General features: G+C 54.3%; 18 protein-coding genes. 11 read left to right on the top strand and 7 right to left on the bottom strand.

The annotated features are described in order from the left end of the window. The first annotated feature begins 33 nt into the window (after positions 1-33). From HU718_RS11755 to HU718_RS11710, 10 genes are all read left to right on the top strand, one after another. Positions 34-2,076, top strand: coding sequence for a type VI secretion system Vgr family protein (locus tag HU718_RS11755; RefSeq protein WP_186616726.1), 2,043 nt, complete (start codon positions 34-36; stop codon positions 2,074-2,076). Then, entirely contained in the window at positions 2,066-2,803 is a 738-nt protein-coding gene (locus tag HU718_RS11750; RefSeq protein ID WP_186616727.1) for a DUF4123 domain-containing protein, read from the top strand. Before HU718_RS11755 ends, HU718_RS11750 begins: the two co-directional genes overlap by 11 nt. Continuing rightward, positions 2,803-7,461, top strand: coding sequence for an RHS repeat-associated core domain-containing protein (locus tag HU718_RS11745; RefSeq protein WP_186616728.1), 4,659 nt, complete (start codon positions 2,803-2,805; stop codon positions 7,459-7,461). Before HU718_RS11750 ends, HU718_RS11745 begins: the two co-directional genes overlap by 1 nt. Beyond that, complete coding sequence (locus tag HU718_RS11740) at positions 7,461-7,751, top strand: hypothetical protein (protein WP_102902781.1); 291 nt, start codon at positions 7,461-7,463, stop codon at positions 7,749-7,751. The genes HU718_RS11745 and HU718_RS11740 overlap by 1 nt, the downstream gene beginning before the upstream one ends. Before the next feature lie 700 nt (positions 7,752-8,451). Beyond that, positions 8,452-8,739, top strand: coding sequence for a barstar family protein (locus HU718_RS11735; RefSeq protein ID WP_102902782.1), 288 nt, complete (start codon positions 8,452-8,454; stop codon positions 8,737-8,739). Between the two features lie 357 nt (positions 8,740-9,096). Continuing rightward, a complete protein-coding gene (locus HU718_RS11730) occupies positions 9,097-9,492 on the top strand; it encodes a hypothetical protein (RefSeq protein ID WP_110721078.1) in 396 nt (131 codons plus the stop codon). Positions 9,493-9,805: 313 nt separating this feature from the next. Further along, positions 9,806-10,159 (top strand): hypothetical protein, encoded by a 354-nt coding sequence (locus HU718_RS11725; protein ID WP_186616729.1) that lies wholly within the window; start codon positions 9,806-9,808, stop codon positions 10,157-10,159. 313 nt (positions 10,160-10,472) lie between these two features. Then, positions 10,473-10,754 carry a hypothetical protein gene (locus HU718_RS11720; protein ID WP_186616730.1) on the top strand — a complete coding sequence of 94 codons (282 nt, stop codon included), beginning with the start codon at positions 10,473-10,475 and terminating at the stop codon, positions 10,752-10,754. A 486-nt stretch (positions 10,755-11,240) separates the two neighbouring features. Next, positions 11,241-11,573: a hypothetical protein gene (locus HU718_RS11715; protein ID WP_186616731.1), complete on the top strand. Its 333-nt coding sequence runs from the start codon at positions 11,241-11,243 to the stop codon at positions 11,571-11,573. A gap of 188 nt (positions 11,574-11,761) precedes the next feature. Then, a protein-coding gene (locus tag HU718_RS11710; protein ID WP_437180867.1) for an IS3 family transposase occupies positions 11,762-12,903 on the top strand; the annotation gives its coding sequence in 2 pieces (ribosomal slippage) (positions 11,762-12,023 and positions 12,023-12,903; 1,143 coding nt in all). Positions 12,904-12,917: 14 nt separating this feature from the next. Here the strand turns inward: HU718_RS11710 and HU718_RS11705 are convergent. Continuing rightward, positions 12,918-13,709 carry a VanW family protein gene (locus HU718_RS11705; protein ID WP_217868281.1) on the bottom strand — a complete coding sequence of 264 codons (792 nt, stop codon included), beginning with the start codon at positions 13,707-13,709 and terminating at the stop codon, positions 12,918-12,920. Positions 13,710-13,933: 224 nt separating this feature from the next. On the opposite strand from HU718_RS11705, the gene HU718_RS11700 reads away from it, so the two are divergent. Next, positions 13,934-14,737, top strand: a complete 804-nt coding sequence (locus HU718_RS11700) for a glycosyltransferase family 2 protein (RefSeq protein WP_186613433.1) — start codon at positions 13,934-13,936, stop codon at positions 14,735-14,737. A 341-nt stretch (positions 14,738-15,078) separates the two neighbouring features. Here HU718_RS11700 and HU718_RS11695 read toward each other — a convergent pair whose 3' ends face one another. The 6 genes from HU718_RS11695 to HU718_RS11670 all read right to left on the bottom strand — a co-directional run bounded on the left by HU718_RS11695 (position 15,079) and on the right by HU718_RS11670 (position 20,530). Continuing rightward, entirely contained in the window at positions 15,079-15,663 is a 585-nt protein-coding gene (locus HU718_RS11695) for a hypothetical protein (protein ID WP_016983329.1), read from the bottom strand. 85 nt (positions 15,664-15,748) lie between these two features. After that, positions 15,749-15,931, bottom strand: coding sequence for a hypothetical protein (locus HU718_RS11690; protein WP_186613435.1), 183 nt, complete (start codon positions 15,929-15,931; stop codon positions 15,749-15,751). 10 nt (positions 15,932-15,941) lie between these two features. Continuing rightward, the gene (locus HU718_RS11685) at positions 15,942-16,184 is read right to left on the bottom strand and encodes a hypothetical protein (RefSeq protein WP_110721071.1); all 243 of its coding nucleotides are present in this window, start codon (positions 16,182-16,184) and stop codon (positions 15,942-15,944) included. Positions 16,185-16,351: 167 nt separating this feature from the next. After that, complete coding sequence (locus tag HU718_RS11680; protein ID WP_186613437.1) at positions 16,352-17,419, bottom strand: lipocalin-like domain-containing protein; 1,068 nt, start codon at positions 17,417-17,419, stop codon at positions 16,352-16,354. Beyond that, a complete protein-coding gene (locus HU718_RS11675; protein WP_186613439.1) occupies positions 17,409-19,880 on the bottom strand; it encodes an ABC transporter permease in 2,472 nt (823 codons plus the stop codon). The genes HU718_RS11680 and HU718_RS11675 overlap by 11 nt, the downstream gene beginning before the upstream one ends. After that, on the bottom strand, positions 19,877-20,530 hold the full coding sequence (locus HU718_RS11670; protein WP_186613441.1) for an ABC transporter ATP-binding protein: 654 nt from the start codon (positions 20,528-20,530) through the stop codon (positions 19,877-19,879). The genes HU718_RS11675 and HU718_RS11670 overlap by 4 nt, the downstream gene beginning before the upstream one ends. Between the last annotated feature and the right edge of the window lie 165 nt (positions 20,531-20,695).

Genomic DNA, 20,695 nt, shown 5'->3' with positions numbered 1-20,695 from the left:
ACATACGCCGCTGTACAGCACGAGGAACAAGGGATGTTCGCGCCGGCCAATGAAACCCACTTTGCCCTGACCATCGAAGGCCTTTCCGCCGATTTCCAGGTGTTTACCCTCACCGGTCGGGAAGCCATCAGCCAGCCTTTTGTCTTCGAGGTGGAGCTGGTCAGTGAGCAGCCGTCGCTGGACCTCGAAACCCTGCTGCACAAACCGGCCTTCCTGCAACTGTCGCCCGACGGCAGCGGCATCCACGGCCAGATCTATCGCGCCGCGCAAGGTGACTCGGGCAAACGCCTGACCCGTTATTCAGTGACCCTGCGCCCGCAACTGGCGTACCTGGCGCATCGCGTCAATCAACGCATCTTCCAGAACCTCACGGTGCCGAAAATCATCGGCATGGTTCTCGAAGAGCACGGTATCCAAAGCAACGCCTACGAATTCAAGACTGGTTCGATCTATCCCGAGCGCATCTACTGCGTGCAGTACGATGAATCGGACCTGCATTTCATCCAGCGCCTGTGCGAGGAAGAAGGTATTCACTACCACTTCCAGCACACGGCGACGGCGCACAAACTGGTGTTCGGCGATGACCAGACGGTATTCCCGAAACTCAAGCCTGTGGCCTATCAGCAAGACTCCGGCATGGTCGCCAGCGACCCGGTGATCAAGCGTTTCGACCTGCGCCTGGAAACCCGCACCAGCCGCACCACCCGCCGCGATTACGACTTCGAAAAACCGCGCCTCACCCTCGAAAGCGAGAACCGTGGCGACGCCCTGCCCGACCTTGAAGATTACGACTACCCGGGCCGCTTCGTCGACCGCGAGCGCGGCAAACACCTGGCCAAACGCGCCCTCGAACGTCATCGCAGCGACTTCCAGTTGGCTGAAGGCAAGAGTGATCAACCGTTGCTGGTCAGCGGCCACTTCCTCGCCCTGACCGCGCACCCGAAAGCCAAATGGAATGACCTCTGGTTGCTGACCGAAGTCCTCCACGAAGGCAAGCAGCCGCAAGTCCTCGAAGAATCGGTGACCAGCGACACCACTGCGCTGAAAGACGATTTCCATCAGGGCTACCGCAACCGCTTTCAGGCCACGCCGTGGGACGTGCCGAATCGCCCGCCCCTGCGCCACCCGAAACCGCGCATCCTCGGTAGCCAGAGCGCCGTGGTCACCGGCCCGAAAGGCGAAGAGATCCATTGCGACGAATACGGCCGCGTCAAAGTCCAGTTCCACTGGGACCGCGAAGGCCAGGCCGACGACAAAACCAGCTGCTGGCTGCGCGTCTCCAGCGCCTGGGCCGGCGCCCAGTACGGCGGCATCGCCATCCCGCGGATTGGCATGGAAGTGCTGGTCACCTTCCTTGAAGGCGACCCCGATCAACCGCTGATCAGCGGCTGCCTGTACCACAAGGAAAACACCGTCCCCTATCCACTGCCGGCAAACAAGACCCGCAGCACCTTCAAGACCCTCAGTTCCATGGGCGGTGGCGGCTACAACGAACTGCGCATCGAAGACAAAAAAGGTCAGGAGCAGATCTACCTGCACGCCCAGCGCGACTGGGATGAAAACGTCGAGCACGACCAGAAAATCCGCGTCGGCAACGAACGCCACGACACCGTCGAAAAGAACAGCTACAGCGAATTCAAAGCCGAAGAACACCACACCGTCTACGCCGACCGCAAAGTCGAAACCCGCGCCAACGACCACCTCGCCGTGGGCGTCAATCAGCACATCAAGATCGGTACTGGCCAGTTCATCGACGCCGGCCAGGAAATCCACCTCAGCAGCGGCATGAAAGTGGTGATGGAAGCCGGCGCCGAGTTGACCCTGATCGGCGGCGGCAGCTTCATCAAGATTGATGCTGGTGGCGTGACCATGAGTGGGCCGGTGATCAATATGAACTCCGGCGGAAGTCCGGGGAGTGGCACCGGCGCCGCCCCGCTGATCCCCGGAATCCTGAAACAGGCCGACGCCGACAAGGCCGGCCAGGTCCTGACCCCGGCCCAGATCAACACCCTCAAACGCAACGCGCCATTCTGCGAAGAATGCGAAAAATGCAAGGCAGGTGCCTGTGCCATCTGATCGAATTACGCCCAAGGACTGGCTGGCGCAACAGCCGTTGCAGACTGGCGAGCGCCTGTACTTGGTCATCAGCGCGGCGAGTGATTCCGACGCGCTGAAAAACCTGTATCTCACCGAACCCACCGCCCAGCTCATCCCAATCTGGGGCGGCACGCCCTACTCCACCTGGCAACCGGTGATGCCCTACGTCACCGAACTCAAAGCCAACTCCGCGTTCCTGCCGTGGATCGCTGAAACCGATGCCCTTGATTGGGGCTGGCTGGCGGTGTCGCGTTCGGAACCGAACGAAGTGTTCGAGCATCTGCGCAGTCTGACGCAGGTGAAGATGCCGGACGGGACCGAGGTGTTTTTCCGGTTTTGGGATGGACGGCATATCTACCCGATTCTGCATGGACTGGGGGAGAAGGCTGGGGAAGTGCTGCCGATGTTTGAGCGGTATCTGATTAATGGGCAGTCGCTGGAGGTTGGGACGCGGGTTGTGCCGAAGGTGAAAGATTGGCCGTGGTGGGAGGTGCCGAAGCCGTTACTGGACGGCTTGGCCAAGGAAAATCCGACGACGCTGATCAGCAACTTGATGCAGTGGCTGGAAGAAGACCGACCAGACATTTATACCGCTTGGCCCGAGAACAACCTGAAGCTGAAAGTCAGCCGTTTCGTGCGTCGTCCGGACGCACCAAAAAACCTTAAAGAAGCACTGTTAAACCACCTGATTCTGGAGCAAGGCTGATGGATCGCGTTGCCTTTGTTGACAACCAACTGAACACCTTCAAGGACAGTCTGAAGCTGTATCAGGAACAAACCAAAACCTGGTATGCGCGGGCTGCCGACAAGGCCAGTCGAGCCGCTGACTTGCCCTCCTTGCTGGGTATGGAGCGAGTGATCAAGGTTGGCAACACCAGCAAAGCGGTGAGCATGACCGACGGTAATTTCACTTCGAACGTGGCTCAGTGCCCGCTCAAGGGACCGTTGCTGATCGAAAGTAAATTCGAGTCGGTTTATGACATTCCGGTAGGCGATATCGAAGTCGAAATTGTCGCCGTGGAAGGTGGTGCAGTCAGCAAGGTCAAACTCGACGCACAAGGCAAAGCCGCCTGGACCGGTGGCATCCCGGGCAAGTTCTACGAGATCCGCGTTCATCACGAAGTGACACCGGCGCAGATCGATGCGCTGTTCAGCTCCTACAGCGGCGTGACAGCTGACCTGGAAGGTTTTCTGCGTAAGGAGTGGGCAGGTTTCAAACCGCAATGGTCGAACCTTTCCACCTCGGGCACTGCAATGGCGATTGGTACCGGCATTCTTGAAGGTGGCTGGGAGGCCATCAAGGGTGTGTGGGATGGCATCAATCAGGTGCTCGACATCCTGCAAGACCCGGGAAAATTCAAAGATGATCTCGGTGCTGGCGCACAAAAGCTAATCGATATCGCCCAAAGCACACCGGACGTTATGAAAAAGGCCATGTTACTGGCCAGCGATGAAGCAGCATTGTTCCTGCTGGTTCGAAGCGCCGTGATCTGGCTCGCAGGGTTGCCGCCAATGAAGATGGCGGGCGACATCGCGAAGATGACCACGGCCATGGTCGTCGGCATCGCCATCGACATCGTCATTGGCGTGGTTCTAACCATTGCGGCTGAAGGTACCGGGGTTCTCTACCTCGCTGCCCGACTGAAGAAATACGGTGAGCTTGTCATCAACGCCGTGGTCGGTTTCGTTAAGTCGCTGTTCAAGATCATCAATGGATTTATGGAATACGTCGCGAAATACACCGCTGTTGCGGCGCGGGGTGTGACGGCCAAGGTGAGAAACGGAATTTCCGAGTTGCGTTTTGATGGGAAGAAAAACGCGAAACTCGCGGACGGTAAAATAGCTGACGATGCTTCCAAGCAAGCGAAGACACCTGCCGACAAAAGTGCAGAACCTGCCGCCGAGACTTGCACTAACGGGTGCCCGGTTTCGATGGTGACCGGTGAAGAGCTGTTGACGCTGACCGACGGTCAACTCGACGGGATACTGCCGTTTGAGTGGACGCGTCTCTACAGAACCAGTGCTGTGGAAGTTGATTGCGGTCTGGGTTATGGCTGGAGCCATGCATTGGCTCATCGCATTGACATCAATGGCGATGAAGTCATCTGGACCGACCACGAAAATCGCGCAACGCCCTTCCCGCTCCCGAGTGAACAACGTCCCGCGATCACCAACAGCCTTTCAAAAGCTGCGATTTTCCTCGGTGACGATCCATCGGAACTGATTCTGGCCCAAGCCGGCAAGCGTCCATCGTTCTACCACTTCCGCTTTAACAGCAAAGGCGCCACCCTGATCGCCATCAGCGACAGCTATGGCAATCGACTGCACGTCACTCGCGATATCCATGGTCGTATCAAACGCCTCGACAATGGCGCCGGTCGCGCCTTGCTTCTGCGCTACGACCGAAAACACATCGTCGCGGTCGACTATCAGCAGTTTCTGCCTGCTGACAATCTGGAAGACGCCTGGAATACGGTGCAGACGCTGGTCACCTACAGCTATGACACCCAGCATCGTTTGATCGAGGCGAAGAACGCAGCTGGCGAAGCCGAGCGCTATCGCTACAACGAACAGCACGTCATTCTCGAGCGGCAACTCGCAGGCGGCGCGGCCTTTTACTGGGAGTGGGAGAACGAAGGCAAACTGTCTCGTTGCACACATCACTGGGCCAACTTCTCGCAGATGGAAGCGCACTACGCCTGGGATGACAAAGGCAGCGTGACTGTCACCAACGCCGACGGCAGCGAAGAGGTGTACACCCACGATGATCAGGCGCGACTGATCAGCAAGATCGACCCGGACGGTGCCGAGCATCTCAAGGCCTACAACGACAAAGGCCAATTGATCGCGGAAAAGGATCCGCTGGGTGCCGTCACCGAGTACCGCTACGACGACAACGGCTTGATGACTGCCGTTATCCCGCCGGAACACGAAGCCACAACGTACGAATACATCAACGGCTTCGTGAGTGATGTTCATCGCGGCAAAGCCAGTTGGAAGTACCAACGCAACCGACAGGGCGATATCACCCAGCAAATCGATCCGGACGGCAATGCCACGCTATACAGCTACGACGGCCAGGGGCGTCTGCTGGAGATTCGCCACCCGGACGGCAGTCGCCATCAACTCGGTTGGAACAACCTCGGCCAGTTGCTGGAAGAACGCCTGCCCGATGGCGGCCAGCGCAAGTATCGCTACGACGCGCTGGGTCGGCAGATCACCCGCCAAGAAGAGTCCGGCGCCATTACCCAATACCAGTGGGACGCAGCTAATCGCCTCGCTCAGGTCACGCTGCCGGGCGGCGCAACCCGTGCGTTTACCTGTAACGCCTACGGTAATGTCACCGCTGAACGCGATGAACTCGGCCGCATCACTCGGTACGAATACGCCGACAACCTGCATCTGGTCAGCCGCCGCATCAATCCCGACGGCAGCCAACTTCGCTATCGCTATGACAACTCACGTCTGCTGCTGACTGAAATCGAAAACGAGCGCGGCGAGCAATACCACCTCGATTACTACACCAACGGCCTGATCCAGCAGGAAACCGGTTTCGACGGTCGTCGTACGGCTTACGAGTATGACCTCAACGGCCAACTGCTGAAGAAAACCGAGTTCGGCGACGATGGCAGCGAACTGGTCACCGAGTACCAGCGCGATGCGGCTGGCCGGCTGCTGGTGAAAACCCTGGCCGATGGCGAAGAAATCCACTACAGCTACGACGCCCTCGGTCGCCTCGTAAACGTCGACGACGGTCATTGGCCGCTCGCCTATAAATACGACCTGCAAGACCGCCTCATCGAAGAACATCAAGGTTGGGGCACCCTGCGCTACGAGTACGATAGCGTTGGTCAGCTCAAACACTGCCGCCTCCCTGACGGCAGCAAACTCGATTACCGTCACCAACCGGGCGGGCAACTGAGCAACATCGACCTCAATGGCTCGCGCCTGACCTCTCACCAGTTCAGTGCTGGGCGCGAACAAAAACGTCAGCAAGGTTTGCTGCTCAGCCAATACCAGTACGACGAACAAGGCCGCCTGCAAGCCCACACTGTTGGCCAGCGAGACAAGAACCTGTTCCAGCGTCGTTATAATTACGATGCCAACGGCAACCTCGCTGGCATTGATGACAGCCGCAAAGGCAATCGCAGCTACCACTACGACCCGCTCGATCGACTCATCAGCGTGCGCGGTGCTACTCCGGAAAGCTTCGCCCATGACCCGGCGGGCAACCTGCTGGGCCAAAGCAATGAAGGCACAGCAAACCTCGCCAACGTCAAAGGCAACCGCCTGCTGATGCAGGGTGATCGTCACTACGAGTACGACGCGTACGGCAACCTGAGTCGCGAACGCCGTGGCACAGGACAGAAACTCGTCACCGAGTATCGTTACGACTGCCAGCACCGCTTGATCGGCGTTAGCCTGCCGGGTGGCAGCACAGCAACCTACAAGTACGATGCCTTCGGTCGACGTATAGAAAAAACCGTCGATGGCCACATCACCGAATTCCTGTGGCAAGGCGAACGCCTGATTGCCGAAAGCGCCGAAAACCGTTACCGCAGCTACATCTACGAACCGGGCAGCTTCCGCCCATTGGCGATGCTCGATGGCGAAGGCCCACGTAAAGCGACGCCGTTCTATTACCAACTCGACCACCTCGGCACACCGCAGGAGCTCACCGACTACAGCGGTGAAATCATGTGGTCGGCGAAGTACCGAGCCTACGGTAATCTCGCCGCGCTGGACGTCAGCGAGATCGATAACCCGTTGCGATTCCAGGGTCAGTATTTCGATGCCGAGACAGGGTTACATTACAACCGGCACCGCTACTACAATCCGGGGACTGGACGGTTTTTGACGCCGGATCCGATCAAGCTTGCGGGTGGGTTAAATAGCTACCAGTACGTGCCCAACCCTACGGGGTGGGTGGATCCGCTGGGGTTGAATAGTGAGTGCCCAAAGAAAAAATCCAAATCTACGGGTAATGTCGGAAACCCTACAGAAAAAGCGAGAGTCAATGAAGGCGCACCTGCAGTACCTGCTCCCGCACCACGCGGAGAAAGTACGACTCGCGTCCGGCATTACACCAACAGAAAGGGATCCACTGGCATCGAACGTGATGGAGCAATCCAAGCTCAGGATAACAATCGTGTCTACGTGGAACCTGCCAACAAAAAGCCATTGAGTCAACTAGATGCTGAAGATAAGTATCAAATTGGCAGAGGACGCGGCAGAGACTACATTGAAACAGACGTGCCGGACTCTCAACTTGAATGGGTAAAAAACCCTAGATACGGCACAATGGAGCTTACGATTAAAGGAAATGTGAAGCTAGAGAATCCAACATTCAACCGGCGGAAATGATGCTAGAAAAAAACAAACAGATAGTTCTTAATGGAAAGGATGCACTCGAAGTTCTAGCAGACATCGAGTTCATCCTAATTTCACTACACAAAATGGGAAGCTACTACGCGGATAAACCCGTCGAAGATTACCGGAAGGCCACCACCGACTTTATTGATAATGAAAAGGTTACTCAGCGCCTTGCCAAAGTAAGAAAAATCATCAGCAAGAACTTTGACTCAACACTTGGAGATGATGACATGGATGATATAGAGCGCCACCTGGAAAAAATTAAATTCTGGAAACCCTAAAGCCATAATCGGTCGCAATCGGGGAAAAAACCTGTGGGTTCCCCACAAATCCACTACAGGTTCTGCGGCTGATGATTCACATCATCGCGCAAAGCTTTCTTCAATCTTTCCTAGTCTTCGCTGCCTCCGTAAGACGGGGACAGACCACGAGAAAACGGGGACAGATCACGGTTTCTTTTTTGTATCTATAATCTGCCCTCTGGAAACTCTCCTCTTTCTCGCTATTTATAGTGGTCTGCCCCTTAACAACATATTAAACCTCACACCATTAAAAATCTTTAAAAAAGGAGCGAACCAAACGAATAAAAAGACAAAAAGGGGACAGGTTTATTTTGTACTAACTGAAAATAAATCTGTCCCCTTTTATGCTTTAGTCGAAAGTTTGCGGGCCACTGGTGATCTTCCCCCAGACCACGTTACAAAGGATCAGGTAACACAAAGCGGATGGAAAAAGGGTAAAGCAGTCAACAATAGCGTTCCTGGCGGGCAGCTAGGCGGTGAGGTTTGTTACAACGATACAAATGTACTTCCTTCAGCCCCCGGCCGAACCTAGTATGAAGCTGACGTCGATCTCAATAACACGATATCGCGGAGCAATCAGCCGGGGACTAGGCTACTCTACTCAGACGACGGACTTCTTTACATAATTAGTGATCATTACGAAACTGTTAACTCTATCGGAAAGTGGAAGTAAATCAAAATGATAGTTGAGCTTGACGGATTATCCATCTCATCTGAGCAAGAATTCCATAAGCGGATAGCGTCTGCTTTTTCTGTTACTCAATACTATGGAAATAATCTTAATGCGCTTTGGGATCTGCTCAGCACCGATGTAGAGCGCCCAATTGAATTAATTTGGACAAACTCAAAACATTCAGAAGAACTAATGGGCGACTCATATAGAAAAGTATTAATTATTCTTGAACGAGTCAAAACCCAAGATGAAAGCTTTGGACTGGATGAGAAATTTAGCTACCAACTGAAATAGTAACGCTGTAAACGGGGAGCAGACCACGTTTTATTTTGTCTGAAGGAGGTATGTCCCTGAAGGTAAAACGGGGGCAGACCACCATTCCTTATTTTAAAACGAGGCAGACCACAGTTTTTTACATGTATAAACTGCCGCATGGAAACTCTCTTCTTTCTCGCTATTTAACGTGGTCCGCCCCTAAATAAAACTATTACATTGGGATGATACGCCAGCATCAAATTTGGAGACTCGAAAAGTTCATATGGCAAATCATAGCCCTACTGACCCAGATGCGGCCATGCCACACTTGCAACTGCACCCGAAAGATGGAAAAGTAATTCGAATCTATTGGCCAAACCCATTTGAAGGACAAAAATGAACACTCCCAAAACAATCCCTAGAAAAGTGTGGTGGGGCCTAGAGGCAAAATCATATACAGAAATTGCTCAAGAGCTTCCGACGCAGGATGAGTCACTTCGAAAGTGGGTCGCAATCTACGCTGTTTATCATTTAAATTTCGAAGATAGGCACCCTGGAGAGCTTTACTATAAATTCCTAGAAGATGCAAGGCACTCTAAGTACGTTATTGTAGAGTTTACCCTTCCAACTCACATTCTTGAAACAAGAGATAGTGTTGGCGCCAACGACACAACAATCACAACATGGAAAATCTTAGAGACAGAAGAAGAGATAAACTCCTTCCTTCATGAACACAATATAAACCCCAAACTTTTCACCCCTCCATGGACTTGTGACTACCCACTAGATTAAAATAAAAATTCGCCAAAAATGGGTGTGATCGAGGACAGACCACGTTTTTTACGTCTTTGACGTAGAACTAAAAATATTGACATCTTAAATCTCAAACAAAATATGGACCTTTATTTTTGGTGAGGACCACTCTCCTGCTTGAATGCATACTTCTTACGCCATGCTTGACGAAAATTCTATTTACTTGAAATAACACGAAGGCAGATATGATTTCTTTTTTGTGCCTACAACTTGCCCTTTGGAAACTCTCCTCTTTCTTGCCATTTAACGTGATCTGTGCCTGAACAACACCCTATGAATTGATGACAAGAATATGACTACGCTGACTACAAGCAAAAAAAACACAATCCATAATTGCTTATTAGATCTTTTGGAGTCCTCGTCGCTGCATAATTCCAGCTTTCTTCCAAAAGTGTTGGAAAGCCTTCTCGACTCACAAGGGTTCGGAATTGAAATGTCAGGGATTTATATCAGCACTGACACTGACCCAGATAACATTCCCGAATACCTAATAGAAGGTATTGCATTCGAATTCATGGAGAGCCATATTTCTCTGCCTTTCAATGAGGCCATTGAGTGCATAACAGAGTGGTGTCAGTTGGAAAAACTGACAAAAAGTACGGATATCGAGCCCATATTGAAAAAGCTGCAAGACAAATACAAATAATACGCTCCACTTCAAATCATTGTAATCGGGCGATAAAATGAAATAAAACGAGGACAGTTCCACAGTTTTTTTTTGCATCTACAATCTGCCCCTGGAAGGCATTCGTTTTCTCGTTATTTAACGTGATCTGCCCCTGATTAATAAAACTCAGGAAAACCCACATCAACAAAAATAAAACTCAGTTTTTTTTCATGAGTGGGCTGAAGATGAAATTTTTTACGAAAACCCAGTTAACCATGACAATTCCCGCCCTACTATATTCAACAGATATAGAAAAACTTATTAAAACCGAATAAAATTGAAAACAACAAACATGAACAAACTTTACACTTACGAACCAGGCATTCAACTGTGTGAACAGCCAACAAACTCACTGACTCTGGACTTTATGAGTTTTACTATTTTTTGTGCGTCAACTCAAGAATTATGGTCAGTTTGGAAAGAGATGAGTGAATACCTGGCAACAGACTGGCCGGTGATTCTCAAGTGGCGAACTGTTGGCTATTCCTTAGAGGATCAAAAAATTCAAGAGATCTTTCTTCGAAAAGATATAGAAAAAACCTTGAAAGCGAATGGCTTTTTAAGGAAAAATTAACAATCAAAAATATATTCATACATTTCATCTGAAAAAACGAAGAGTTTCGATTTTTCACCAAACGAGCTAACTCAGCATCGAAATACTTTCCTGTTATTGAGAAAAACAGAAGCTGACCTTTTAGAACTATGGTCCGGCCTCAGAAAAATCGATAAGGGCGTCACATCACAAGGCATTTATAATTTCTTAACGAAAAATCTAGAAACCATAATAGTGCGCTTCATCGAGAGCGACACCCATTCATCCACACAACTGATAGGCCCTGCGGAGCAATCGGAAAAAATCATGTTCACTCTTAATAAAATTAGGGCTATAAAGGTTAACAAAGACAATCTTTCCGAAATTATAAGCAAACTCTAAGAAACAGATGGACACCAGTTAAATTTTTCTGACCTAGAATCAAGGTCAAACTGAACCCTTTTTACATTTTCGACCTCAATCCCACTAAAAAATATGGCTCTTCAACATCCAAAAATGAGAAAACAATTGGAGTACAAATTACAATCCATCCGAGTTCCAAGTGGCTGGACAATCACAATCAACAATCTGTTCGAGGTTGACCTTACCCCTGAGACATCAGCTTGGTTCTGTAGCTCCGTTTTGTTAGGCGGCACACGCCGTTCGACTGGTCACTGTTTCGATTCGAGAGTTGAGCCCGAAGGTGACCCTGACGGAGAGTTTGTTATCGACTTTCTGTTGATCAAATACGACAGAAAAGGTGCTCCTATAAAAGGTTCGGAAAAATATCTTGGTGAATTTAGAACCCAGAGCAAAATAGCATTTATTGAGAAAATCGAGTCCTTCATGTTTGACTCATGATGGTCAGACGATCATCACGTATAGAACAATAGAAGGCGCTGTCAAATTTTCACTTCAGCATTCCGCCTCAATGAGGTTCTCTGCCACCTCATACTTAACCACCACCCGATTCCGATACAACTGATCTGGCTTAATGATTCTGGACACCCCCAAAGGGCGTTAATCTACGCCCAACGACGAGGTGTGATTTGACCAGACGATATTTTTCGACAGATTTCAAACGGGATGCGGCTTGCCTGGTTTTGGATAAAGACTATTCGGTTAGTGAAGCCTGCGAAGCAATGGGCGTGGGCCCTACAGCTCTGCGCCGCTGGGTTGAGCAACTGCGTGCGGAGCGCAGCGGCAAGACGCCTGAGAAGTCCAAGGCCATGACCGTTGACCAACAACGCATCCAAGAACTGGAAGCAACAATTCGACGGATTGAGCGCGAGAAGGAAATTTTAAAAAAGGCTACAGCTCTCTTGATGTCGGATTCCCTCGATCGGTAAGGCTGGTCGAGGAGTTAAGCGAGCAATATCCAAGATCCGAGTTGTGTGGCGTGTTTGGTATCAACCGCAGCAGTTATTACGAGCGTCTGAAACAGCGGGCGAAAGTGCATGTCGGGCGCGATCGCCTAAAGATCAAGGCTGCCGAATTACATGAGCAAAGTCGCGGCTCAATGGGCGCGCGCAGCCTGTCAAAAGCGCTGTGTAACGAAAAAGAGTCGGTAGGTCGTTACATGGCTCGTAGCCTGATGCGCGAGCTCGGTTTGAAGAGCCAGCAACGGCGCAGGCATCGGTACAAACCCAGCGGTGCGGAGGCGCAATACGCCCCCAATCATTTGGAGCGTAAATTCAATGTCGAGGCCCCCAATCGAGTGTGGTGTGGCGACGTGACTTACATTTGGGCCGGTACTTACTGGGTTTATCTGGCTGCTGTACTTGATCTGCATGCCCGCCGCATCGTCGGCTGGGCGATGTCCAGAAGTCCGGATTCAGCTCTGACCTGTCGAGCGTTAAAGATGGCTTTCGAGTCGCGAGGACGCCCTGAAAACCTAATGTTCCATTCGGATCAGGGCTGTCATTACAGTAGTAAAGTGTTTCGTGAAACGCTGGCGGACATGCGCATAAAACAAAGCATGAGTCGACGAGGAAACTGCTGGGATAACGCGCCGATGGAGCGTTTCTTTGGCAGTTTGAAATCTGAATGGATACCCAAGACAGGCTACCGAAACGAAGACGAGGCCAGTACCGATGTGTTGCGCTACCTGACCCATTATTACAATCGGATCAGGCTGCACAGTCACAATGGCTACCGAACTCCGGTGGACATGGAGGCCCTGGCGGCATGAAAAAGGGTAAAACCCTATAACCGTGTCCAGTATCGTTTGACCAGATCAAACCTCACCCGCTCCACCAACTCCCCAACCTGCCCCTTCTCCCTCACCTCTCGCCAAATCTCATTCTCCCGATACACCCGCGCACCCTCCCTTACAAACCGATGCGCCTCTTGAAACACGTGATAGCGATATCCCCTCACCCGATCACACAACAACTCCCCTTCGAGTTGTGTCTCGCCGACGTTCAACTTCAACTGAAAGCTCCGATCCGTCGGGTTATGCAGAACCAGATCAACGTAGTTATAGAAAATCGCCGCCCCGGATCCGAACGGCAGCACCCGCCCTTCATCCGGAAACGGGTCGAAGCTGTGGTTGGAGCGCTCGACCACTACCAGCGGTGAATGAATGGCCATCCAGTGAATCAGGTTGCTCAGTTGGCAGATGCCACCGCCTACCCCGCGTCGAGCCTCGCCAAAGGACAGTTCCATGCCTTCAACGTAGCCGCGCTTCGAGGTCGGGCGGCCGACCAAGCGGCAGAAGGAGAAGTGTTCGCCGGGGGCGATGATGACGCCGTCGATGGCGGCGACGGCGAGTTTGAGGTTGATGACTTTGTTGTGTTGCAGGGCGAGGTCGGAGTCGCCGAGTTTGCGGATGAGTTTCGAGGTGTGTTTGAGATAGCGATATGGCATGCGCTCGGCCGTGGCGACGGGGCGTGCGTAGCGTTTGCTGGAACAGCGCCAGGCAATTTGGCGGAACAGTCTTTTTTGCCACACGCGCAGCCAGTACAAGGCCGGGTGGTAGAGGGAAAGTGGTTTCATCCGTGACACAACGGCGTGCGCCGTTTCTTCCTTGAACCGTGAGAGGGACGCGCATTTTATCCGGTAATGACCGGCAGCACCCCATGCATTTCATGAGACCAGCCGCCTCTCTTCGGCATACATCTACCGTCACATCCGCAAATTAAGGTTCGCCTAAGGTTGCCTCGCTACGATCGCAGCCACGAAACCCAGTCGCCCTTGAATCGCAGATGAGTCCTTCCGACATGAAAGCGTTTGATTTACCAACCCAGCCATCGTCGAATTTCAGCCTTGTCTTGGTAAATTACAAAACCCCGGACATCACCCGAATGTGCCTCGAACTTTTGCGCGAGCACGTCCAGGAGCAACGCATTCCGGTGTGGGTGGTGGATAACGATTCGGCGGATGCCAGTCTCGATTACTTGCGCACGCTCGACTGGATCAACTTGATCGAACGGCCTTCGCCGGGCAAGGAAGCTGGCCATATTGCGCACGGTAAAGCACTGGATCTGGCACTGGAAAAAGTCGACACCGATTATCTGTTTCTGTTGCACACCGACACCTTTGTCTATGACAAGGAAGTGTTTGCCATGATGATGCGCGAGTGCACGAAAACGCCGGACATGGCTGCAGTCGGTTGTGTCGAACAACTCAATCGCGGGATTGTTCGTGACACTTGGCGTCTAACTTCGCGCTTCTGCAAGCACTATGTTCGTAAAGCGAAAGTGCGTCTGGGTATGCGTTCGAAAATGCCAAGGCCGTACAAAGAAACGCATCTGAAAAGTTTCTGCACATTGTGGAATGCGCGCTTGATGAAGTCCCAAGGCCTGCACTTCTGCATGGATGACCTCGTGCCCGGCTACACGTTGCAAGATCGAATGAGCAGCCTGGGCTATGGCATCAAGTTCCTGTCACCGCGCAAGATTTTCAGCTATCTGGATCACATCCAGGCAGGCACCGTCGCGGCGGCGGGCACCTACGGGAAAAATCACCGCAGGACAAAAATGTATCAGGCCACGCTGAAGCGCTTTCAAGAGCAGCAAGCCTGACGTGCAAATCTCGGTTTAATCCACCGCAAACAAAAAGGGCGACTTTTAAAGTCGCCCTTTTTGCTTGCAGAAATTGTATACAACTACTCCGAAGAGGTGTTCGCCCAGTGTAATGGCCTGGCAATCCATGCACCGGTAAAGAGCCCTGACACTGGGCGAACGGGGAGGATTTTAATTGAAGTTGGCAGATATGTCCTCATGCTTAAACATGAAATTTTTGTACTGGAAAGTTAAAAAGTGTTTCCCACCGATATTTACCGGGAAACTTCCTACAGGTTCTTTTATATGATTGCTCTCATACTTAAAGCTGTACAAGAACAATCATTCTGTAGAGTTAATGCTCAACTTTCGTGTTGGCTGGTCACTTTCAAGATATCGGTGTAAGTGACGATGACGCTCTGCCCTTCTTTCAGATCTTTCAGTTTGGCTTGGATTTCAGGCTTTTTCACGTCGAGAACTTTCGACACGCCCGCCGGGTTTTGCAGGGTCACCTGATTTGTCTTCAAATCAATTTTGGTGATTTTCAATTGCACCTGAACCTGACGATACGCCTCGCCACCGGGGTTATCGCTGCCCGGGGCCTTACGCAACTCACCGGTACGTTCGGTGGTGCCAGGCAGACCTTTATCCACATCGGTGTCGAGGTAAGCGGCGACAGAACGCTGTACCTGAATGTTGACCTGATCGCCGGGCTTGAGATTGGCGAGGTTTTTCGCCTTATCAGTGAGCTGAACGTGAACCGGCTTGCCTTCGGCACCTTCGAGCACAACCTGATGGTTGGCGGCATCGACGGAGATCACTTTGGTGATGACCTGATCTGCTTCAACAGTGGCAGACAGCGGAATATCGGCAGCCATGGCGCCGAAGCTGGTGGCGGACAGTACGGTTGCGAGGGTGATGGCCTTGGCCAATGCGTCGAGCTTCATAAGCAATACTTTCCCTGTGATGAATGGCAGCGCCCGGCGCCGAATTGGCTTCGGCGACGAACGTGCCACTGAGCATAGACGCTGTTCAGGGCTTGGCTGGTGTTTGTTGTTTTGCGGTGTCCTGCGCGGTGGATTCGCCGCTGGGCGTGCCTTTCCCGGAGTTTTCACGCTGTTTCGGGTCGGTGGGGCGCAGGGCGTCGTTGTCGCGTTCGGTTTCGCCCGGTGGACGGGGTTCGTCGGGGTGTTCGCCTTGGGTGATGGGTTTCATGGGGTGGTCCTCAGGCTTCGGGGTCGTCGAGTTCACGGGTGACGTTGATGGCGGGGGAATCCTTGTGCAGGTCGTCGGCTTTGGCGCGCAGGATCTGCCATTGCTCCAGGTCGATGGCGCCCTGGCCGAGCATGTCGTCGGCGATGCGCTGCAGGTCGAAATAATGCGCGTCGGGGGATTGTTGCCAGTAGGTTTCGTCGTCGAACAGGCGTTGCCAGGTGGTCATGTCTGGGGGTTGCAGGTCGTCGCTCATGGCTAATCCTCGGCAGATTTTTCTGTAGAGGACAACACACCAAGCCAAGTTCAAACCGATCCTTTGTAGGAGCTGCCGAAGGCTGCGATCTTTTGATTTTGCTTTTAAAAAACAAGATCAAAAGATCGCAGCCTTCGGCAGCTCCTACAGGGATTCGTGGGTACCTTTCAGTACCCGGTCATTTCCAGATAGCCCTGGCCGGGATGGCTGCCGCGGATGTGCACCGGGCCTTCCCAATAAGGGATGCGCAGGTTCATCCAGGCATTCGGGTTGAGCGCGTCGAGGCTGATGTCGAGTTTTTTGTCGGGGATGCTGATCGACCATTTCACCGGCATCGCGCGGCCGGCGACTTTGGCGGTGTCCTGCGGAGTGAGCTGGATCTGCGAACGGCGCAGGGTTTGCGTCTGGCCATCGGCGGCTATCCACGTGCCGGTGAGATACGGCGCGCCGTCCTTCTGGCGCATGCGGTAAAGCATCACGTGTTCGCCGCTGTCCAGATGCAGGGAAAACCAGTCCCAACCGGTTTGATTGGCGGTCAGTGGCTGGCTGCTCCATTCGCGATCAAGCCACGCCGGGCCGCTGACGGTGTAGCTCTGGCCGTCAATCTGCAATGTGCCGCTGGCCTGGAAAAACGGCTGACTGTAGTAATACGACGCCTGCCCCTCTTCGGATTTCTGACTGAAACCCTTGTCGCCCTGCAACACCAGCGGGCGGCTGGAAGTCAGGTGCAGTTGATAGGCGAAGTCCTTGTCGCGAGCGCTGAGTTGCAGGTCACTCAAGGGATCCTGCGCCTGACTGGCGAACCGCCAATCATCAATCCACGCCTCGAACGGCGCCAGCCGCACACCGGCCTGCCCTACTCCACCTCGGGCGTAACGTTCGGCGGCGTGATGCACCGTGCTGGAGGTTACTGCCGCATGCCCCAGCCAGATCGTCTGATCAGCCCACCCGGCCTGCTCCGCCAGCGGTTTCAGCGCACTGCGAAACAGCGTCCACTGCACACCGAACTCATTGCCCTGCTGATCCTTGAGATTGGCGGTGACGTACCACCACTCGATACGAAACCCGTCATGCGCGCCATGATCCGCCGGAAAACTGAACACCCGCCCCGGCACCACCGGCGTAAACGCCAACGCCTGATCGCCCATGCCGGCAAAGCCTTTTTGCTCCGGCGCTGATTGATCGCAACCACCGAGCAGCAACAAAACCATGAGCACAACGAAGTTAATCCTCATGGGCAAACGTCCTCAACAGATCCGCCGGTTGCGTGCGGTACAGCGAGTACAGCGGCCATGCCGACGCCAGCAACGTCGCCAGCAACGCCAACCCCATCAGTTGCAGCAATTGCCACGGAAACACCCGCAACGGCAGCCGCCAGCCAAACGCTTGCACGTTGATCACCGCGTCCAGACACCACGCCAGCGCGATCCCCAGCGGCAACGCCAGCACCAGCGTCAGCACCGCCAGTAGCCAGGTCTGACCGAGATTGAGCAGCATCAATTGCCGCCGCGTTACGCCCAACGCCCACAGCGGTGCAAGTTGGCCGAGGCGACTTTGACTCTGGGTCAGCAGGCTGATGAACAGCGCCACACCCGCCACCGCCAGCGTCAAACTGTTCAAAGCCGCCGTCGCCGCAAAGGTGCGTTCGAAAACCTGCACCGACCAGCCCTTGAGCCGCGCCTGATCGACGATGCGGCTGTCATCCAGTTGAAAGCGCGCCTGCAATGCAGCTAAAAATCCCGGGATGTTCTGCGGCTCGATGCGCAGATTGAAACGGTTCGGCGTCAGTTGTGGCCAGCCGCGCAGCAAGTGATTGATGTTGACCAGCAAGTGTCCCTTGGGATTGCCGTAGTCGGCGTAGATGCCGACGATGCGTGGCGACCACGCGCCATTCGGCGCAGGAATCGTCAGTCGATCACCCGCCCGCACCTTCAGCCGACGCGCCAGTTGTTCGCTGAGCATCACCGCATCGTCGGTGGCCAGATGCGCCCACGGGTCGCTGCCACTGACATCGAGCAACGGCCAGTGCTGGCGGTAATACGCATGATCGATAATGCCGAACACCTCCGCCGGCCAGCCTTGCAACGTCACCGCAACCTGCCAGTTGGGCAGCACTGCTGCAACATTCGGCTGCTGTTTGAGCCAACTGTACATTTCCCGCGACTGTGCCGGATTGCTCGGGTTGATATACAACTCGGCGCTCAGGCGTTGCTCGAGCCAATCGTTGAAGGTCTGGCGAAAACCGGCGGTCATGCTGCCGGCGCCGATGTTGGCGGCGAGCGCCAGGAGCAACGCCATCAATGCCAGGCTCAGCGCCGGTAATTGCTGACGGCAGTCGGCGAGAAACCACTGGCCGAGCACCGAGCGACTGCGCCCGAGCAATTGATTCAACAGCGCGCTGAGCAACACCGGCAGCGCTAATGCGGCGCCGATCAGCAATCCGGCCATCAGGACAAAACCGCTGGCCAGACTGTCGCCCCAGATCAACGCCGCCAACGCGATCAAGCCCAATACCGCTGCCAGCCAACCTTGTCGGCGCAACCAGCGCGCATATTGCTGATGCCAGGCTTGCGGATCCGCCACGGCCAACAACGGCAAACGGGCGGCGCGCAGCAGACTGTTAGCCCCGGCGAGCAGGGCGCCGAGCAGGCTCAAGCCGATGCCGCTGAACCACCACCAAGGACTGAGGCGCAACTGCCCCGCCACTTCCGCGCCATACAATCCGCGCAGGCTGGCGGCGACATCCGGCAGCAACGCACTGGCCAACCAATAACCGCTGATCACGCCGAACAGCCCGCCGATCAGCGCCAGCACACTCAGCTCAACGATCAAGCACAAGATCAACAGCCGCGCGCTGACCCCGCAGGCGCGCAGCGTACGCAACAAGCCGCGCCGCTGCTCCAGAGCGAGGCCAATCGCGGCGTGGACGATGAACAAGCCAACCATGAACGACAAAAAACCCAACGCATCGAGATTCAGGTGAAAGCTCTCGGTCAGTCGCGCCAGATTGTTTTCCTCGACGCTGCTTTTGAGCTGCAACTGTCCCTTGAACACGGCGGGCAGCTCGGCGTGAAAATCCTTGGGCAGCAATAGCCGCGACAATTGTCCGGGTTGTTCCAGCAGGGTTTGCGCGACGCCGATGTCCACCAGCAACAGACCGGGCGCCATGTCCTTTTGCGCGAGCAACGGCGGCAATCGCAGACCATTAGCCGTTTGCGGTGTGTCGCCTTCACGCAGATCCAGCGCTTGCAAGGTTTCCGGTGAAATCCACGTACTGCCCGGTGGCGTGAAAAACTCGACAACACGCTCAATCGGCAACGCCTGCCCGGCCACCGCCGAATCGGCCGGCAACGACACCGGTTCGATACCCATCAATTGCAGCCGCTGATTCTCAATGCCCTTGAGCTGCAACCGGCCCTGCAACAGCGGCGACACCGGCCAGCCCTGTCGACGCAGATCAACGAACCATTGCTGCGCAAAAGTCGCACCGTTTGGCGTGTTGAGACTGGCCTGCGGTTCGCCGCCGATCAATTGGCTGGCCCGTGCGTAACTGTCGCGCGCCTGACTGTTCAGCGCCTCGACGCCGGTGAGCAGACTGGTCGCCAGCCACAGCCCGGTCAGCACACTGAAAAACTGCACCGGATGGCGCCGCCAATGGCTGAGCAGCGCGCGTAGCGTTTGCGCAAAGACGATCACGTCAGCCGTCCACTGGACAACACCACTCGCTGCGCCAATCGGGCCGCGACTCGCGGGCTGTGGGTGACCATCAACAAAGTGGTTGGCGTGTCATCGAGCAATTCCAGCAACAACCGCAGGACTTCGTCGCTGGTGGCTTCGTCGAGGCTACCGGTGGGCTCATCGGCCAACAGCAATTTCGGCTGCGAGGCCAGCGCCCGACCCAACGCGACCCGCTGCTGTTGGCCTCCGGAAAGTTGCTCGGGATAACGCTTGAGCAAATCACCCAAGCCCAGACGCTGCACCAAATGCGCCTGCCAACGCGGCTCATGGCGCCCGGCCAGACGCGCCTGAAAGGCCAGATTGTCCTCGACACGCAAACTGCCGATCAGGTTGAACTGCTGGAACACCAGACCGATTTCCGTGCGCCGCCAGTTGGCCAGTTGCGCTTCATTCATGCCTTCAAGTCGATGCTCGCCACTGCGGATGCTGCCGCTGTCGACCTTGTCGAGCCCGGCCACTAGGTGCAGCAATGTGCTTTTGCCGCTGCCAGATTCGCCCATCAGTGCCAGGCTGCTGCCGGATTCCAGCGTCAGGTCGACACCTTGCAGCACCGGCAATGGGCCTTGCGGGGTGAGATAGCTTTTGAAGACGTTTTCAACACGAAGCATGCCGCCACCTGATCGGTCAGTGTGGGGCAAGGATAGCGGATGCCGGTGACAGACCTGAATCTTGCGTTGAAGCAAATGGCCCCTTCGCGAGCAGGCTCGCTCCCACAGGTAGAGCGCGTTCCAAATGTGGGAGCGAGCCTGCTCGCGAAAGCGTCGGCCCAGCCA

The sequence above is a fragment of the Pseudomonas tensinigenes genome, from assembly GCF_014268445.2.
GTDB classification, from domain to species: Bacteria; Pseudomonadota; Gammaproteobacteria; order Pseudomonadales; family Pseudomonadaceae; genus Aquipseudomonas; species Aquipseudomonas tensinigenes.
This window is presented reverse-complemented; position numbering and strand designations above follow the sequence as displayed.

Coding starts and splice junctions, on each gene's coding strand:
- HU718_RS11755 (WP_186616726.1), top strand. CDS start 34: ATGTTCGCGCCGGCCAATGAAACCCACTTTGCCCTGACCATCGAAGGC.
- HU718_RS11745 (WP_186616728.1), top strand. CDS start 2,803: ATGGATCGCGTTGCCTTTGTTGACAACCAACTGAACACCTTCAAGGAC.
- HU718_RS11740 (WP_102902781.1), top strand. CDS start 7,461: ATGCTAGAAAAAAACAAACAGATAGTTCTTAATGGAAAGGATGCACTC.
- HU718_RS11735 (WP_102902782.1), top strand. CDS start 8,452: ATGATAGTTGAGCTTGACGGATTATCCATCTCATCTGAGCAAGAATTC.
- HU718_RS11730 (WP_110721078.1), top strand. CDS start 9,097: ATGAACACTCCCAAAACAATCCCTAGAAAAGTGTGGTGGGGCCTAGAG.
- HU718_RS11725 (WP_186616729.1), top strand. CDS start 9,806: ATGACTACGCTGACTACAAGCAAAAAAAACACAATCCATAATTGCTTA.
- HU718_RS11720 (WP_186616730.1), top strand. CDS start 10,473: ATGAACAAACTTTACACTTACGAACCAGGCATTCAACTGTGTGAACAG.
- HU718_RS11705 (WP_217868281.1), bottom strand. CDS start 13,709: ATGAAACCACTTTCCCTCTACCACCCGGCCTTGTACTGGCTGCGCGTG.
- HU718_RS11700 (WP_186613433.1), top strand. CDS start 13,934: ATGAAAGCGTTTGATTTACCAACCCAGCCATCGTCGAATTTCAGCCTT.
- HU718_RS11695 (WP_016983329.1), bottom strand. CDS start 15,663: ATGAAGCTCGACGCATTGGCCAAGGCCATCACCCTCGCAACCGTACTG.
- HU718_RS11690 (WP_186613435.1), bottom strand. CDS start 15,931: ATGAAACCCATCACCCAAGGCGAACACCCCGACGAACCCCGTCCACCG.
- HU718_RS11685 (WP_110721071.1), bottom strand. CDS start 16,184: ATGAGCGACGACCTGCAACCCCCAGACATGACCACCTGGCAACGCCTG.
- HU718_RS11680 (WP_186613437.1), bottom strand. CDS start 17,419: ATGAGGATTAACTTCGTTGTGCTCATGGTTTTGTTGCTGCTCGGTGGT.
- HU718_RS11670 (WP_186613441.1), bottom strand. CDS start 20,530: ATGCTTCGTGTTGAAAACGTCTTCAAAAGCTATCTCACCCCGCAAGGC.